12 protein-coding genes and 4 pseudogenes are annotated in these 16,173 nt (G+C 39.8%); 12 read left to right on the top strand and 4 right to left on the bottom strand.

The annotated features are described in order from the left end of the window. Positions 1-3: 3 nt before the first annotated feature. A complete protein-coding gene (gene xylR / locus NQS30_RS11060) occupies positions 4-1,158 on the bottom strand; it encodes a transcriptional repressor XylR (RefSeq protein ID WP_007410360.1) in 1,155 nt (384 codons plus the stop codon). 263 nt (positions 1,159-1,421) lie between these two features. Here xylR and xylA point away from each other — a divergent pair, with 263 nt between their 5' ends. The 3 genes from xylA to ppsA all read left to right on the top strand — a co-directional run bounded on the left by xylA (position 1,422) and on the right by ppsA (position 7,165). After that, positions 1,422-2,759, top strand: a complete 1,338-nt coding sequence (xylA, locus tag NQS30_RS11055; RefSeq protein WP_015239909.1) for a xylose isomerase — start codon at positions 1,422-1,424, stop codon at positions 2,757-2,759. A 135-nt stretch (positions 2,760-2,894) separates the two neighbouring features. Beyond that, positions 2,895-4,394, top strand: a complete 1,500-nt coding sequence (xylB, locus tag NQS30_RS11050) for a xylulokinase (protein WP_015239910.1) — start codon at positions 2,895-2,897, stop codon at positions 4,392-4,394. Between the two features lie 173 nt (positions 4,395-4,567). Continuing rightward, the gene (gene ppsA, locus NQS30_RS11045) at positions 4,568-7,165 is read left to right on the top strand and encodes a phosphoenolpyruvate synthase (RefSeq protein ID WP_015239911.1); all 2,598 of its coding nucleotides are present in this window, start codon (positions 4,568-4,570) and stop codon (positions 7,163-7,165) included. A gap of 730 nt (positions 7,166-7,895) precedes the next feature. Here ppsA and NQS30_RS11040 read toward each other — a convergent pair. Together NQS30_RS11040 and NQS30_RS11035 are read right to left on the bottom strand one after the other, a co-directional pair. Next, positions 7,896-7,994, bottom strand: coding sequence for a YjcZ family sporulation protein (locus tag NQS30_RS11040; protein ID WP_072589120.1), 99 nt, complete (start codon positions 7,992-7,994; stop codon positions 7,896-7,898). A gap of 514 nt (positions 7,995-8,508) precedes the next feature. Then, a complete protein-coding gene (locus NQS30_RS11035; protein ID WP_015239912.1) occupies positions 8,509-8,931 on the bottom strand; it encodes a hypothetical protein in 423 nt (140 codons plus the stop codon). Between the two features lie 125 nt (positions 8,932-9,056). On the opposite strand from NQS30_RS11035, the pseudogene NQS30_RS21425 reads away from it, so the two are divergent. The 3 genes and pseudogenes from NQS30_RS21425 to NQS30_RS11025 all read left to right on the top strand — a co-directional run. Continuing rightward, a pseudogene (locus tag NQS30_RS21425) lies at positions 9,057-9,169 on the top strand (class 1b ribonucleoside-diphosphate reductase subunit beta); the annotation flags it as partial. A gap of 234 nt (positions 9,170-9,403) precedes the next feature. Continuing rightward, positions 9,404-9,589 (top strand): hypothetical protein, encoded by a 186-nt coding sequence (locus NQS30_RS11030; RefSeq protein ID WP_003154035.1) that lies wholly within the window; start codon positions 9,404-9,406, stop codon positions 9,587-9,589. Between the two features lie 346 nt (positions 9,590-9,935). Further along, the gene (locus NQS30_RS11025; protein WP_051025518.1) at positions 9,936-10,397 is read left to right on the top strand and encodes a DinB family protein; all 462 of its coding nucleotides are present in this window, start codon (positions 9,936-9,938) and stop codon (positions 10,395-10,397) included. A 150-nt stretch (positions 10,398-10,547) separates the two neighbouring features. Here the strand turns inward: NQS30_RS11025 and adhP are convergent, their stop codons facing one another. After that, positions 10,548-11,564: an alcohol dehydrogenase AdhP gene (gene adhP, locus NQS30_RS11020; protein ID WP_020955863.1), complete on the bottom strand. Its 1,017-nt coding sequence runs from the start codon at positions 11,562-11,564 to the stop codon at positions 10,548-10,550. A 285-nt stretch (positions 11,565-11,849) separates the two neighbouring features. Between adhP and NQS30_RS11015 the strand changes: the two are divergent. The 6 genes and pseudogenes from NQS30_RS11015 to NQS30_RS10990 form a co-directional block, all read left to right on the top strand. Beyond that, positions 11,850-12,185, top strand: a pseudogene (locus NQS30_RS11015) (UPF0715 family protein); the annotation flags it as partial. A 96-nt stretch (positions 12,186-12,281) separates the two neighbouring features. Next, positions 12,282-13,043 carry a GNAT family N-acetyltransferase gene (locus NQS30_RS11010; protein ID WP_043021133.1) on the top strand — a complete coding sequence of 254 codons (762 nt, stop codon included), beginning with the start codon at positions 12,282-12,284 and terminating at the stop codon, positions 13,041-13,043. Positions 13,044-13,275: 232 nt separating this feature from the next. After that, positions 13,276-13,818, top strand: a complete 543-nt coding sequence (locus NQS30_RS11005) for a GNAT family N-acetyltransferase (RefSeq protein WP_094031733.1) — start codon at positions 13,276-13,278, stop codon at positions 13,816-13,818. A gap of 181 nt (positions 13,819-13,999) precedes the next feature. After that, positions 14,000-14,335, top strand: coding sequence for a DUF3902 family protein (locus NQS30_RS11000; protein WP_174243300.1), 336 nt, complete (start codon positions 14,000-14,002; stop codon positions 14,333-14,335). A gap of 128 nt (positions 14,336-14,463) precedes the next feature. Continuing rightward, positions 14,464-14,942: pseudogene (locus tag NQS30_RS10995) on the top strand (DUF4944 domain-containing protein). A gap of 558 nt (positions 14,943-15,500) precedes the next feature. After that, positions 15,501-16,121, top strand: a pseudogene (locus NQS30_RS10990) (DUF3885 domain-containing protein). Positions 16,122-16,173: the final 52 nt, after the last annotated feature.

Raw genomic sequence — 16,173 nt, 5'->3', positions numbered from 1 at the left:
ATTTCAGTTATGAACCATGTCGAGAAAATGATCGATAACAATGGAGGACATTCCTAGAGCAGGGGCATTTTTTCCTAAGATAGATGGTAATAATTCATAGCTATTGTCTAGTTGGGAATAAACCCTGGATGACACTTCGCTTTTAATTGAATGTAAAACCATAGGATGCGATTCAATGATGCTGTTTCTTAAAATGATGGCTTGCGGATTAAATGTATTTAAAATATTGGTCAGGCCTATTCCTAAATAGAAACCAAAATTCTGTAATGCCTGTAAAGTTCCAACATCATTCAGATGGGCAAGGTCTATGATATCTTGGCTGGACACTTTTTTCTCTTTCGTCTGAAGAGATGTTAATAAAGCCTTCTCTGAAGCATACAATTCCCAGCAGCCTCGGTTTCCGCAACTGCATTTAGGACCCTTAAAGTCTATTGTCATATGTCCCATTTCTCCAGAGAATCCGCCAACCCCTCTATATAAATGATTGTTGATCATAACGCCGATCCCTATTCCTGTACCGATACTTGCATAAATAATGTTATCGTGATTTTTTGCAGCACCAAATACTTTTTCTCCATATGCGCCGGCATTTGCCTCATTTTCAATAAAAACGGGCACATTGAACTTCTTTTGGATGAAAGATTTTAAGTCAATATCTCTCCAGTTGGCGTTCGGAGCGAAAACAATTTTTTGATTTTTGTCAATCAGCCCGGGCGCGCATATCCCTATACCAATAAGACCGTATGGAGATTGCGGCATTTTTGCAATAAAGTGATGAATCATCTCAATTAAAATATCTTTAGTGATTTCTGGAGAATTGCATTCCAAATGATGGTGTTGATCAAGGACGATCGTCCCTTCAAGATCTGTTAAAATGCCATTAACATAATCCACGCCAACATCTATTCCTACGGAGTATCCTGCTTTTTTATTAAAAACAAGCATGACGGGTCTTCTGCCGCCGCTTGATTGTCCCTGACCTATTTCAAATACGAGGTTTTCTTTCATTAATGTGTTTACCTGTGAGGAAACAGTTGATTTATTTAATCCGGTCATTTCAGATAATTTTGCTCTTGAAATAGGTGAATTTTTAAGTATTTCGTTTAGTAATAACTTTTGGTTAACTTTTTTGACAAAGGCTTGATCAGCGATATCCACTTCATCCACTCCATTTGTATAATCTTTAAATTAAGTTGAACGTTCTGTGTTATCGTGCGAAACGCAGTACATAGCGAATCCAACCTTTATTATATCTAATGTGTTCGTAAAAAACTAAAAAAAATATTGAAAATACTGATGAGGTTATATAAGATGAAAATAAGTTAGTTTGTTTAGACAACAAACTAATGTGCAACATGACATAAAAGCATTTGTATTTGAATGATCATGTTTAGAATTTATTTTTAAGGGGGAAATCACACATGGCTCACTCTCATTCCGGTTCGGTCAACTATTTTGAAAGCGCAAACAAAGTGATTTACGAAGGGAAAGAATCCACGAATCCTTTAGCATTTAAATACTATAATTCTCAAGAAGTAATTGGCGGAAAAACGATGAAAGAGCATTTGCGATTTTCTATTGCCTATTGGCATACATTTACCGCTGACGGCACAGACATTTTTGGCGCAGCTACGATGCAGAGACCGTGGGATCACTATAAAGGCATGGATCTGGCGAGAGCGAGGGTAGATGCAGCGTTTGAGCTGTTTGAAAAACTGGATGCGCCATTTTTTGCTTTTCATGACCGGGATATCGCACCGGAAGGAAGTACGTTAAAAGAGACAAATCAAAATCTGGATTTAATCGTGGATATGATAAAAGACTACATGAGAACCAGCGGCGTTAAGTTATTATGGAATACTGCAAACATGTTTACGAATCCCCGTTTCGTCCATGGTGCGGCGACTTCTTGTAACGCAGATGTATTTGCGTATGCCGCAGCCCAAGTAAAAAAAGGATTAGAAACAGCAAAAGAGCTTGGCGCCGAGAACTATGTATTTTGGGGCGGACGTGAAGGGTACGAAACTTTGTTAAATACCGATTTAAAATTTGAGCTTGATAATATGGCCAGATTTATGCATATGGCAGTGGATTATGCGAAGGAAATCGGGTATACAGGGCAGTTTTTGATTGAACCAAAACCAAAAGAGCCGACTACCCATCAATATGATACGGACGCAGCAACAACCATTGCCTTTTTAAAGCAATATGGCTTAGACAATCATTTTAAATTAAATCTCGAAGCCAATCATGCCACATTAGCCGGGCATACATTCGAACATGAATTACGCATGGCGAGAGTGCATGGCCTTCTTGGCTCTGTTGACGCGAATCAGGGTGATCCGCTTTTAGGCTGGGACACAGATGAATTTCCGACAGATTTATATTCTGCGACATTAGCAATGTACGAAATTCTGCAAAATGGCGGTCTTGGAAGCGGAGGATTAAACTTTGACGCAAAGGTCAGGAGATCTTCTTTTGAGCCTGATGATTTACTATATGCCCATGTTGCAGGGATGGATACATTTGCAAGAGGGTTGAAAGCCGCCCACAAATTAATCGAAGATCGTGTGTTTGAAGATGTGATTCAACACCGTTACCGCAGCTTTACTGAAGGGATTGGTCTTGAAATTGCAGAAGGAAGAGCTGATTTTAAAACACTTGAGCAATATGCGCTGAACAATCAGCCAATTAAAAACGAATCAGGGAGACAGGAGCGGTTAAAAGCGATATTAAATCAATACATTTTACAGGTATAACAAATGAAAAAAGAAGCTCCAGATCCAGCTGTAAAAAGATGCAGGCAGCCAAGTTCCCGGAATTGCCCGTCATGAAGTTACTGTTATGGCGGGTCAATTCAATGGGGATCTATTTAGAGAGGAAGGAGTGAAAAAATGAAGTATGTCATTGGAATAGATCTTGGTACGAGTGCCGTTAAAACCATTTTAGTCAATCAAAACGGCAAGGTTTGTGCAGAAACGTCCAAAAGTTACCCGCTCATCCAAGAGAAGGCGGGATATAGTGAGCAAAATCCTGAAGACTGGGTGCAGCAAACAATTGAAGCATTGGCTGAATTGATTTCGATATCCGACGTTCAACCCGGGGATATTGACGGGATTAGCTATTCAGGACAAATGCATGGGTTAGTACTGCTTGATCAAGATCGGCAAGTGCTGCGTCATGCGATTCTTTGGAATGATACCAGAACGACGCCTCAATGTAGCAGGATTACCGAGACATTTGGCGATCGTCTGCTTGATATCACAAAAAACCGTGTCCTTGAAGGGTTTACATTACCTAAAATGGTATGGGTGAAGGAACATGAGCCTGAACTTTTTAACAAAACCGCTGTTTTTTTGCTTCCGAAAGACTATGTGAGATTCCGCATGACTGGCGCCATTCACACTGAATACTCCGATGCGGCGGGAACGTTACTTTTACATATGACCCGCAAAGAGTGGAGCGATGAGATCTGCAATCAATTTGGTATGTCAGCGGAAATTTGTCCTCCGCTTGTTGAATCCCATGACTGTGTAGGATCGCTGCTTCCGAGCGTTGCGGCGGAGACTGGGCTGTTGGAAAAAACAAAAGTGTACGCCGGGGGAGCAGACAATGCTTGCGGTGCTGTCGGAGCCGGTATTCTTTCTTCCGGAAAAACATTATGCAGTATCGGGACGTCAGGAGTCATACTTTCCTGTGAAGAAGACAAAGAAAGGGACTTTAAAGGGAAAGTGCACTTTTTTAATCATGGAAAGAAGGATTCTTTTTATACGATGGGAGTCACGCTCGCTGCAGGGTACAGCTTGGACTGGTTTAAAAGAACGTTTGCGCCGAACGAATCGTTTGAACAATTATTACGGGGGGTGGAATCTGTTCCGATAGGAGCAAATGGACTGCTGTACACTCCTTACTTAGTCGGTGAAAGAACGCCGCATGCTGATTCATCTATTCGGGGAAGCTTGATCGGAATGGACGGAGCCCATAAAAGAGAGCACTTTTTGAGGGCGATAATGGAAGGCATCACATTCTCTTTATATGAATCAATTGAACTATTCCGCGAAGCGGGAAAATCAGTTGATACGGTTGTCTCTATTGGCGGGGGAGCTAAAAATGAAACGTGGCTTCAAATGCAAGCTGATATTTTCAATACGAGGGTGGTTAAGTTAGAGAATGAACAAGGTCCCGCCATGGGGGCTGCGATGTTAGCTGCCTTCGGAAGCGGGTGGTTTGACTCTCTTGAAGAATGTGCAGAGCAGTTCATTCATGAAGCAGCTGCATTTTATCCAAAAGAACAAAATGTTCAAAAATATAAAACACTATTCGAGTTGTATAAGAACATTTACGTTCACACAAAAGATCTCAATACAGCTTTAAAGAGCTTTCGACAAAAATGAAGAAAGAACCTCGCCAAATTGGCCAGGTTCTTTTTATATTGCACAAAAACAGACACGGTGATATAATCAGAACACGCGCGCTTTTTGTGTGAAAGTCATAGTTATCCATCTTATATTATGATTATATCATGCTGAAAAGCTCTTGTCAAATTTTTTTGAAGGGGAGATATAGAATGAGTTCTTTGGTTCTCGGCATTCACGAAATTGAAAAAACACAGCCTTTGCTCGTTGGAGGAAAAGGGTTACATTTAGGGGAATTATCAAAAATTCAAGGAATACAAGTACCGGAAGGATTTTGTGTCACAACCGCAGGATATCAAAAAGCCATTGAACAAAACGAAACGTTACAAGCGCTGTTGGATCAACTGACCATGCTGAAAGCGGAGAATCGCGATCAAATTGGTGAAGTCAGCAAAAAAATCCGGCAAACCATTATCGAAGCAGAAATTCCTTCAGATGTAGTCAAAGCAGTTGCTTGCCATCTCTCCCGGTTCGGCGAAGAACATGCCTATGCCGTACGTTCCAGTGCGACAGCTGAGGATTTGCCGCATGCCTCTTTTGCCGGTCAACAAGACACCTATTTAAATATTACCGGCGTCGATGCGATCTTGCAGCATATCAGTAAATGTTGGGCGTCCCTATTTACGGATCGCGCGGTCATTTACCGTATGCAAAATGGGTTTGATCACAGCCAAGTTTATTTATCCGTTATCATCCAAAGGATGGTGTTCCCACAGGCTTCGGGAATTTTATTTACCGCTGATCCGATGACCGGAAACCGAAAGCTGCTATCCATCGATGCCGGTTTTGGACTTGGTGAAGCACTGGTCTCCGGCTTAGTCTCTGCCGATTGTTATAAAGTACAGGACGGGCAAATCGTCGATAAGAGAATAGAAACTAAAAAATTGGCTATCTATGGACGAAAAGAAGGCGGAACAGAAACACAGGAGATCGCTCTTGATCAGCAAAAGATTCAAACACTGACTGATGAACAAATTTTACAGCTGGCACGTATCGGGAGACAGATCGAAGCTCATTTCGGCCAGCCGCAAGATATCGAATGGTGTTTGGACCGCGATACTTTTTATATTGTCCAAAGCCGTCCGATCACAACGTTATATCCCGTTCCTGAAGCGAACGATCAAGAAAATCACGTCTATATCTCTGTTGGTCATCAGCAAATGATGACGGATCCCATAAAACCCCTTGGATTGTCTTTTTTTCTGTTGACGACTGCTGCACCCATGCGTAAAGCCGGCGGAAGGCTATTCGTTGATGTCACACATCAACTGGCATCCCCTAATGTCAGAGAAGTTTTCTTAAAAGGCATGGGGCAGCACGATCCGCTCTTAAAAGACGCACTTATGACCATAATAGAGCGAGATGATTTCATTAAGCCGATACCTGGTAAAACGGCACCGATTCCCGGCAAAGGCAATGCAGATATGCCGGATCAAGCTGAAAACGATCCGGCAATTGTTTCTGATTTGATTAAGAGCAGTCAAGCATCGATAGAAGAGTTAAAACAAAACATCCAGACGAAATCAGGAGATGATTTATTTCGTTTTATTTTGGAAGATATCAAGGAATTAAAGAAGATTCTATTTAACCCAAAAAGTTCGGTGTTGATTCGAACTGCAATGGATGCTTCATCATGGATTAACGAAAAAATGAACGAGTGGTTAGGTGAAAAAAACGCAGCAGATACGCTTTCTCAATCTGTACCCCATAATATTACTTCAGAAATGGGGCTTGCGCTATTGGACGTCGCCGATGTGATCCGCCCTTATCCAAAAGTAATTGCCTATTTAGAGAATGTAAAAGATGATCACTTTTTGGATGGGCTGGTGAAGTTTGAAGGCGGGCGGGAAACCCGTGACGCTATCTATGCTTATCTCAACAAGTACGGAATGCGATGTGCCGGAGAAATTGATATGACAAGAACTCGATGGAGCGAAAAACCAACTGCACTTGTCCCTATGATTCTTAATAATCTCAAAAACTTTGAGCCAAATGCCAGCCAGCGGAAATTTGAGCAAGGTCGGCAGGAGGCGTTGAAGAAAGAACAAGAGTTATTAGACCGATTGAAGCAATTACCGGATGGTGAACAAAAAGCCAAAGAAACTAAACGAATGATCCGCATCATCCGGAACTTCAGCGGGTTCAGGGAATATCCAAAATACGGCATGATCAGCCGCTACTTCGTTTATAAGCAGGCTTTACTGAAAGAAGCCGAACAACTCGCAGAAGCGGGCGTTATTCATGAAAAAGAAGACATATACTATCTCACTTTTGAAGAACTTCAGGAAGTCGTACGCACAAATAAATTGGATTACCAAATCATCAGCACACGAAAAGGCGAGTACAAAGTATATGAAAAACTAGCTCCGCCGCGTGTTATCACGTCTGACGGTGAAATCGTTACAGGCGAGTACAAACGAGAAAATCTCCCGGCCGGAGCGATTGCAGGGCTGCCCGTTTCATCGGGAGTCATAGAGGGGCGGGCACGGGTTATTTTAAACATGGAAGATGCCGATTTGGAAGATGGGGATATATTAGTTACCTCCTATACTGATCCCAGCTGGACACCATTGTTTGTATCCATAAAAGGCCTGGTCACTGAAGTTGGCGGACTGATGACCCATGGAGCGGTTATCGCGCGTGAATACGGCTTACCTGCAGTTGTCGGAGTTGAAAATGCAACCCAATTGATAAAAGATGGGCAGCGAATCCGCGTTCATGGAACAGAAGGCTCTATTGAAATATTATAATAGCGGGGGTGTGCAGCACGTCACCAGATATTTCCCGCATTTTACTAAGAAAAGCCGGAACCTCTTAGAGGAGGAATCCGGTTTTTTTTATGTGAAAATGACTCAATGTGTGAATACCGCATTTTGCGGGTGAGCCCTTCAGTGACTAAATCTTTTTATGAAGGTGAGTAATATCCTTTTTAAGTTCACAACATCTGTAATCCGATGAATTAAAAACGCCTTAGTAACAATTATTTAGGGGCTATGTTCATGAACAAGTCTTTATTCAAAACAAAATGACCTATTGGGTTAATGGCGTTAAAGATGAAGATAAGTCTGGTGTCTTTGAAAGAGAAAAGTCTGCAGAAGATACAACGGGCCCATCATCAAACATGCTGAGTGCTAAGTATTGGACGGAATATGTATCAGATTGTTTAGGCGATAAGAATATTAGCCAATGGGCAATCACTGGTTTAGCTATTTTTATATGGAACTGCTTGCGAATTGTTGATTTTCGGAATCGTTTTTAAAGAATGGATCACAACGCCTTTTGGATTGTTCGCCTCATTCTTCATAGCGGCAATATTGGCGCAGGCAGGGGTGGAAACTCTCCCGCTTACCAGAGTAAAAATAAAAAATGTTTATCTCAGATTGGTTTTTTTTAAAAGTAAAAACGCCATAAAACTTCTTATGGCGTCTGTCCGAACTAAGGGATGCAATGTTTGGGAGACGAATATAAATCGTCAATGTGCTAGAAAAGGAATGCAGCACCTACAATGATTAACAAAATGAACAGCACAACGATCAATACGAAAGAGTTTCCGCCATAATTTCCACCGTAGTTCCCCATATTATTGCCACCTCCTGTTGTTAGGATAGTACATAATATGCCGGACGATAAAATTCGACATAGATTTAAGTCTAAATAAGAAAAAATGGATGTTAATGTCTAAAATGAAGAGCTTCTAAAACAATAAAATAATGGGAGGTTAACTGAAAGAGAGAAATGGATGGGACGGTTTGCTGTTTAAAGAGGAGGGATATGGCTAAACATGCAATAAAACTGTGTATGAAAGTGGTGAGCCATGAAGTTACTTCATCATGCAGAGCCACATACGAAGAGGTACAGGGAAATTATAGTAAACGAAAATATCCATCATTTCCCGGGCAAGCGCAGTATACGACAAATCAAAACAAATCACAAAGGGACGGAAGGTAAGATAAAAGGAGGCTGCTTGCGGGTTTGTGGTGCAGATAAAGTTTCCGTTTCATAAAGGTCATATGTTTATTCGAAACTTTACGTTTATTCCTGCAGAATGCTTGTAAAAGAAAGTCGGCAAAACTGCCGACTTTCCTAACGGAATTTAGATCTCAACAGATCTAAAGAAACCATCGACACTATCACCGGTGCCGCTATCATATTTCAGGATGTATTCTCCTTTTTGGTTAACGCTGAATTCTTGAATGAACGTTTTCCCCGCATTTAATGTCGTAGAGGATAAGAGTGTATTCCCATTAGGATAATTAATGGTAAATTTGAAAGATTTGCTGCCGTCATTCGCAACAAAAACTCTGATTTTTCCTGGAGAGCTGCCTTGATAGTTGAATGAAACCTTACCGGTACCGCCAGAAAAAGGCTGACACGCAATATACGGAGCGTCACATGACCAACCAGCAGGTTTCATAACTTTATCTGGATTTGGCAAGGATTTTGCAGTAACATCTGCAGTCCCCATTAATGGAATTAACCCAAAAGCAAGAGCGCCGGCAATAATTTTCTTTTTCATTCGTATTCCTCCTCTTAATAGTGAATGTGATACAGCTATAAATTTACAATATTTATAAAATAATTCCTTCTTTTTCAAGTTGAGAAAAGAAGAAAAAATTTAAAGAGGACAAATAAATGTCACAAATTAACAATCCGTACACTGCAGTAAACTGGTCAAAGCATGAAGATGATTTCACTCTAATGTTTTACAATCAATATGAAACGCAGAGATTGCATTGAACGGCGGTCTCCTCACTGGAAGTATCTGGAGTTAAAACGGGCGATCGTTAACCCTGCGCGGGGACATCAGCGTATCTGCCAGTTCAGAATAAGGAAGAAGCTGCCTGATTGAGTGAGGTATAACGATGACCGGGGCGGATGCGGATCAACTGAAACAAAGTAAATTCCCAGGCAAGAAGTATTTCTTTAACCTGAAACTTTTATAAAGCATTAACGTATTACTTTATAAAGGTAAATAAGGAGGCTTATGAATGGGATTAAAAAATTTCTTTAATACTGAGTTAAAATGCTCTATCTGCGGAAAAACATTAAAATCAGGGGATGAGATAACAGCTTATCTTACACTTCCGAGTGAGAAGAAGATGCCTGTGGGGAGAATGGATAAAGTGTTAAGCAAACACTCTGATAAGGTCTGCTGTAAAAAGTGCAGTGAGTAGGTTTTTAGTGTTATGAGGAACCTCTGGCGGGTTTCCTCATAACAAATATCAACCAATTAAATTAGAAAAAAGCGAAATTGTGATGATTAAAGTAGATAAAGAACTGAGGGATACCAAAGGGATCATTTTTCGTTTACTTTGCTTTTTTGAAGGTTTGTTTAGCTCGTGGATCACTGCACCCCATAAAAGCATGGATGCTAAAATGATAAGACTCATATGTAACAACACTCCTTTGTTTCTATAAATTTTACCATATATATCACAAGGATGTCGATTGAACGAACATCTCTATAAAAAGAAGATGTTTATCTAAAATTGTTGAGAGATTCAGTGAACTATTATGTAGATTAAATTAGAGAAGTTCGAAAAAGGCCTCAAATTACTCAGTGAAGATGAATATGAAGAGGTTCACAGTTCATATCCTACAATTGCTCAAACGTTCAGTCACATCTGCGCGGTGGATGTTATGTGGCTGCAAGTACTTAAAGGAATAGACATGCAGGAAGCATTGGAAGGTTCTATGGCTTATGCAGAAAGGGCTCATTTATATTCTGCAGATGAATTTGCGGCGTCTTATGATGAACTGGCTTCACAGTTTGAAGAATGGATGAATAGCCAAACAGATGTAGAACAAACAATGAACTTACATAATCCTTGGTTAGGTTACAGAGAAACTGCTTACTCAGAAATTTTATTCCATGTTGCCAATCACGGAACTTATCATCGGGGCAGCATAACAACTATGTTAAGACAGCAGGGCTACGCTTCGGCAATGAATGACATTGCATTATATTGGTATCAGGATTAGTTCAGAGAGTACTTGCAAAATGCATAACCGCCGAATGATCTGTAGAGCTTCTTTTCTGAACTAAATGACAAAGTCTCATTCAGTCTGGGTGGGGCGCCGAGCAAGAATCGAGATCAAAGGCTGCCGTATCATTCCCGGCAGCCTTAATGATTAGGAAGTAAAATCGATAACCATGCGGCCGGTCACTTTACCTTGCTCCATTTCTTCAAAAATATCATTCACATCTTCGATCGGGCGTTTTGTCACTTTAGGTACAACTTTACCGTCTGCAGCAAATTGAAAAGCTTCCTTCAGGTCTTCTCTGGTACCTACTAATGAACCTACTACCTGAATTCCATCTAACACGAGACGGGGAATATCTAAATCCATTTTGTCCACCGGTAAACCGACAGCGACTACGCGGGCTCCTGCTTTTACAACATCAATCGCTTGATTGAAAGGGGTTTTAGAGACAGCTGTGATGACCACAGCATCAAGCCCTAAATCGTTAGTCACTTCTTTTGCTTTAGCGACGGGGTCTTCGTTTAAACTGTTTACAACCGCATCAGCGCCTAAGCTCTTAGCAAAATTCAATTTTTCATCGCTAATGTCGAAAGCAATCACTTTAGCGTTAAAGACATTTTTTGCATATTGAACAGCCAAGTTGCCTAAACCGCCGACTCCAAATACACCGATCCATTGACCTGGCTTAATTTCACTGACTTTAACGGCTTTATAAGTTGTTACACCTGCACAAGTAATGCTGCTTGCTGCTGCAGGGTCTAAATTTTCCGGCACCTTTATTGCATAATCAACCGCTACGATTGCTTCTTCAGCCATTGCGCCGTCAACTGTATAGCCGGCATTTTTTACATCGCGGCACAAGGTTTCACGGCCAGTTAAGCAATATTCACAGCAGCCGCAGCTTTCAAACATCCAGGCAATAGAGACGCGGTCACCCTTTTTCAAACTTGTTACACCTTCACCAATCTCAGTTACAATGCCTATTCCCTCATGACCTAAAGTGACGCCAGTAACATCCCCGAAATCCGCATTTTTAACATGTAAGTCAGTATGACATACACCACAGTATTCCATCTTAACTTTGGCTTCACCATGTCGCAAAGGACGTAATTCTTTTTGTACGATCGCTATACTTTTGTCTTTCGTTGCTACTACTGCTTTCACGTCATACACCCCTTTTTATCATTGGCAGAAAATTGTTACTTATCTTACAATTTAGCACACTGCTCTCCTTTTGAAAACCCTTACATTTTTTGCGGACAAGTGTCTCTGCAAAAATTGAGGGAGCTATGCAGGGAGGATTCTATGGATATCATGTGTCATCTCCAAATGCACAGAATTTACATATATACATAAATAGATGCGTTTTCAAAAGAGGCTTTTTTTGAGCGATAAAAAGCTGACGGAAGATAAATTTGACAATCACCGGCTCACTAAGTTTTTGCCCTTGGGCTATATATGTTTGTATACTCGGGTTTTGTGCCATTTGCATTGGTTACTGTGGTTATCATTGCTTTTTACGCATTTATTACTTACTTTTTGTTTGCTGTTCCTGTGCAACTATGGCTAAGAAAGAAGCCTAAAAAGTTTAGCTTGGTTCATCTTTTCATTTATACAGCAGTCGCTTTTTTAGCTGTGTTCTTGTTCTGGCACATAGATAATCCGTCAATTGATTTCACAGTTTTCAGAAGTTTCATTTATTACATAATGAGCATTGTTGCTGCGTTCATATATTGGTTCTGGGACTCTATATTTCTGAGAAATTACAATACTCCCCAGAAGTAAAGCTGATGTTCTAAAAAAGACCGACTAGCGCCATGCCCAGTCTGCATTGTTCAAATTGAAATTCATGTGATGAATCCAGAAAGCGGGTGAGGAAAAATGGAATACATTGAGTTGACTAGGGACAATATTGATGACAATCATATTTGCTGTGCATTAGGTACGAAACAATATGAGGATGCGGTAAATGAAAAGAAGAGCTGGCTCAAGGATCGGATGATTGATGGCTTGGTGTTCTATCGCCTAAACGAACGGGCAAAAGTTTTTATTGAATATTTACCTGCAGAAGAAGCGTGGGTTCCGGTAAGCGCACCTCTTTTTATGTTTATTAATTGTCTTTGGGTCTCAGGTAAATATAAGAATAACGGACATGCGAAACATTTGTTAGAAAAATGTGTGTCAGATGCAAAATCCCGCGGTATGGATGGGATAGTTCATATAGTGGGGAAGAAAAAACTCCCTTATTTAAGTGATAAGCATTTCTTTGAACATATGGGATTTGCTGTGCAAGATGAAGCAGAACCCTATTTTCAGTTGATGTCACTGACGTGGAATGAACATGCATATCCTCCTGTATTTAAAAAACAGGTGAAAAGTAATTCCGTTAATGATGAGGGAATCACAGTATTTTATACAGCTCAATGCCCATTTGCAGTCGGATTGTTAAAGGATTTAAAGGAACTGACTGAAAAGAAAGGACTTCATTTTCAGGCCCGGCGAATAACGTCAAAAGATATGGCGCAAAAATCCCCGGCAGTTTGGACGACTTTCAGCGTGTTTTATAATGGGACATTTCTCACTCATGAGATGATGAGCGTGAATAAGTTTGAAAAAATACTCAATAAGCTTTTAATGGCTTAACTTTGTTTTAATTACTATTCCTCGTTTCTATATTCGATACTGAGGGTTTTTCACGAAAATTGTTCAGTACTTTACATCGCGGGCGGCAAATGAATGATTATTGTTTTTGACAAAGATGATAACGTCCATCATTATAGTAAAAATAGATTGAGATAAGTTCTTCAACAAACGAATAAGATCTGTTGAAGAAGTTCTTTTCAAAGATCGATAACAATGAAACAGGAGACTGCAAATGCAAAAAATTGAAACCCTTCGCTTAATTTTAAGGAATTTTACCGAGAGAGATGCGCAAGGTCTGTTGGAATATTCTGCACATCCGAGAGTGAATTGCTTTCTTGATGACAGAATGTCTACGTTAGAAGAAGCTGCCGTAAACGTTCAAAAAAGAAGCCGAGATGACTCTTATATTGCAGTTTGTTTAAAAGACAGTAATGATCTGGTCGGAGAACTATTTTATTTAAAAGAAGAGCCAGATACCTATTCTGTTTGTTGGAATTTCAATGCCCGTTTTGAAGGGAAGGGATACGCAAGTGAAAGTGCGAAGGCTTTCTTTGCGTATCTCTTTATGCAAAAAGAAGCAAGAAGGCTTTATGCATATGTTGAAGATGATAACTGCAGGTCACAAAAATTATGTGAAAGATTAGGAATGCGTAAAGAAGGTTATTTTCTTGAATTTATTTCATTTACTGCACACGAGGATGGAACACCTAAATATGAAAACACTTACCAATACGCATTGCTAAAGAAAGAATGGTTAAAACAAAAACATAGTTAATAGAATTTGTGGGGAAATAATCTCCCCTTTGTCGAAAAAACCTTGCTGAAAGCAGGTTTTTTTGTATTTAAGTTAAATACTTCATTAGGTTACCGATCCATACCAATTTAAAAACGAAATAAGAATTAAAATATGCAGACAAAGCGGCGAAGCATATCGCATAAAAGGTGTTATCAGATGTATGACCGTTCCTAAAAATAAAACTTATGAAGAAAGGAACTCTAACGTGAAATCAAATTTAGTTTCGTTTCTATTAGCATTGTCAGGATTTATATTCAGTATTTATATGCAGTCAATGGCTTACTGGAGCAATGACTCTATGCTGTGGTATTGGGTCGGTGCGGTTTTGTCGTATCTATTTGCTGCAGGATCAATGGTTACTCTGATTCTTAACAAAAACAAAGACTCAATTCTAACAATAAGTTGTCTCATTTTAATGATTGTAACCGTTATGCTTATTTTAGTCACAACTTTTTGGACGACTTTTATCATTATTGCATGGCAATCTGGGATGTGAAGCTAAGGGGAATATGATCTTCTTAGTATTTTTTTATTCCTGGGATTAGAATCCCTTTTTATTATTCTTTCAAATTAAATGTAACAATTCTAATATTCATACGTTCTAAATGATAAAGGCGGGATGTCATGAAAAAACGTAAAGTCATTAAAACATTGCTGGTTATTATCACTGTTCTCATAATAGCAGCAGGATTTGCACTGTTTTCTTTAATTTCAGGAGAAAAAGTTAAATATATCGGCTATAGCCAAAGCAAGACTGGGAAGCGTCAATCGAAAAATCAGGCAAGACATCTATCGGCCCTAACTATTTCTTGAATTTGTATTACAGAGGTAATAAAGTGAATGAAAAGAACACGGTGATTAAGAGATTAACATTATTTGTTGACGGCCGGAAATATGGTGAAGATAAAGACTATCATCTTTCAGAATACACCGGAGAGAAATTAGAAGGCGGCGGAACGGGAGAAGACCATATTCAAACGTTTGAATATATGCCGGAACATGAAGTGATCGGTCATGAAATCACTGTTGAAGCAGCATGGAAAACCGATCATGAGTCCTATTCAGAAAAATTCAATCTGAAAAGAACGCATTGGTATGACTGAAAGAATAAAAAGAGGGCGGTATAACCTTCTTTTTGACGCAGAGCCTTTATTTTTGTCTGTTTTTCCTCGATTTGCTGAAGTCGATAAAAGAGGCATTGGAGCCGATAAAATTACTTACTAAGACATACATAAAGAAACCATTAAAAGCTCCCTGCCGGCATCCGTAAAAAAGAATGGATAATGAGATAAGCAATACAGCCGTAAGCAAGTCTGCAGCCAGACCTATTTTACGGTGAGACTGAAAATATGCTCTTAATCTTCTGGTGTTGTTCAAAGCGGACACCTCTTGATGCTCATGTATAAGAAAATAATACCATTGAAATATATGTAATATCAATGAATAGGGTTGGAAACGGAGGGGTTCAAAGTTGGGGCGATCTTGTGTAAAAGAAAGGATCAGGATGAATGTGACCAGCATCCACCCTGATCAATGGGGTTCACAGTGTTCTATTTCATTGTATTCCAATCGGAATAATTTACAAGGGTGAAAAAGAAATAAGCGGAATGTTTTCGGCTTCTTCTGCTTCTAGAGCGGGAAAAGGAAAGTGAGATGTTTGAATGAAAATAAATGATTATCTGAAGGAAAGGTTTCCGACTTTAAAATTAGTGCCCGGCATTTATCATCAATGAGACGTGGGAATTCATTTTTCTCTCGGCGGCAATATGTATCAATTTAATGAAAGCGGTGCTTTGAATCTTGAGTATTTTCAGCTTGTCCATCATCAAACCGCAGCACTTTTCAATGAGCTGTTTGAACATAGCGATGACTTGTTTCTTGTTGCCAATGTGTATAAGCACAAAACTCAAGGTAATCACGCGAGAAAATTAAAGGTTTATCAGCCGTTTCTGAAGTGTAAGGATGATTTATATCGGATTCAAGTGAAGACCTGTCCATGCCCGGTCGAAGAAGAATATGAAATGCAGCAGTTTTCTCTATTATGTAAACGGAAAGATCTGCGTATTCCCCAATTACTTAAGGCAGCCGTCCACGAAGATTTTCCGCTGAAGCCAAGGTTCGGGGGCTGTTCCGTTGGGTATCCTGATGTTTTCTTTGTGAATATGACAAAAGATATTATTTTCTTTCTGTATGATGACAGAGGGTGTGAAGTCATTGCTCTTGATGCCGGAAGAATACGAAAGCTTTATGATCAATATCACGATTGGATTGAATTGGACTGAAAAATGAACACATGAATTCGAATCCGCTTGTGCCGGCTTTGTTCTTGCCTAG

The organism is Bacillus sp. B1(2022), assembly GCF_040259625.1.
GTDB classification, from domain to species: Bacteria; Bacillota; Bacilli; order Bacillales; family Bacillaceae; genus Bacillus; species Bacillus velezensis.
This window is presented reverse-complemented; position numbering and strand designations above follow the sequence as displayed.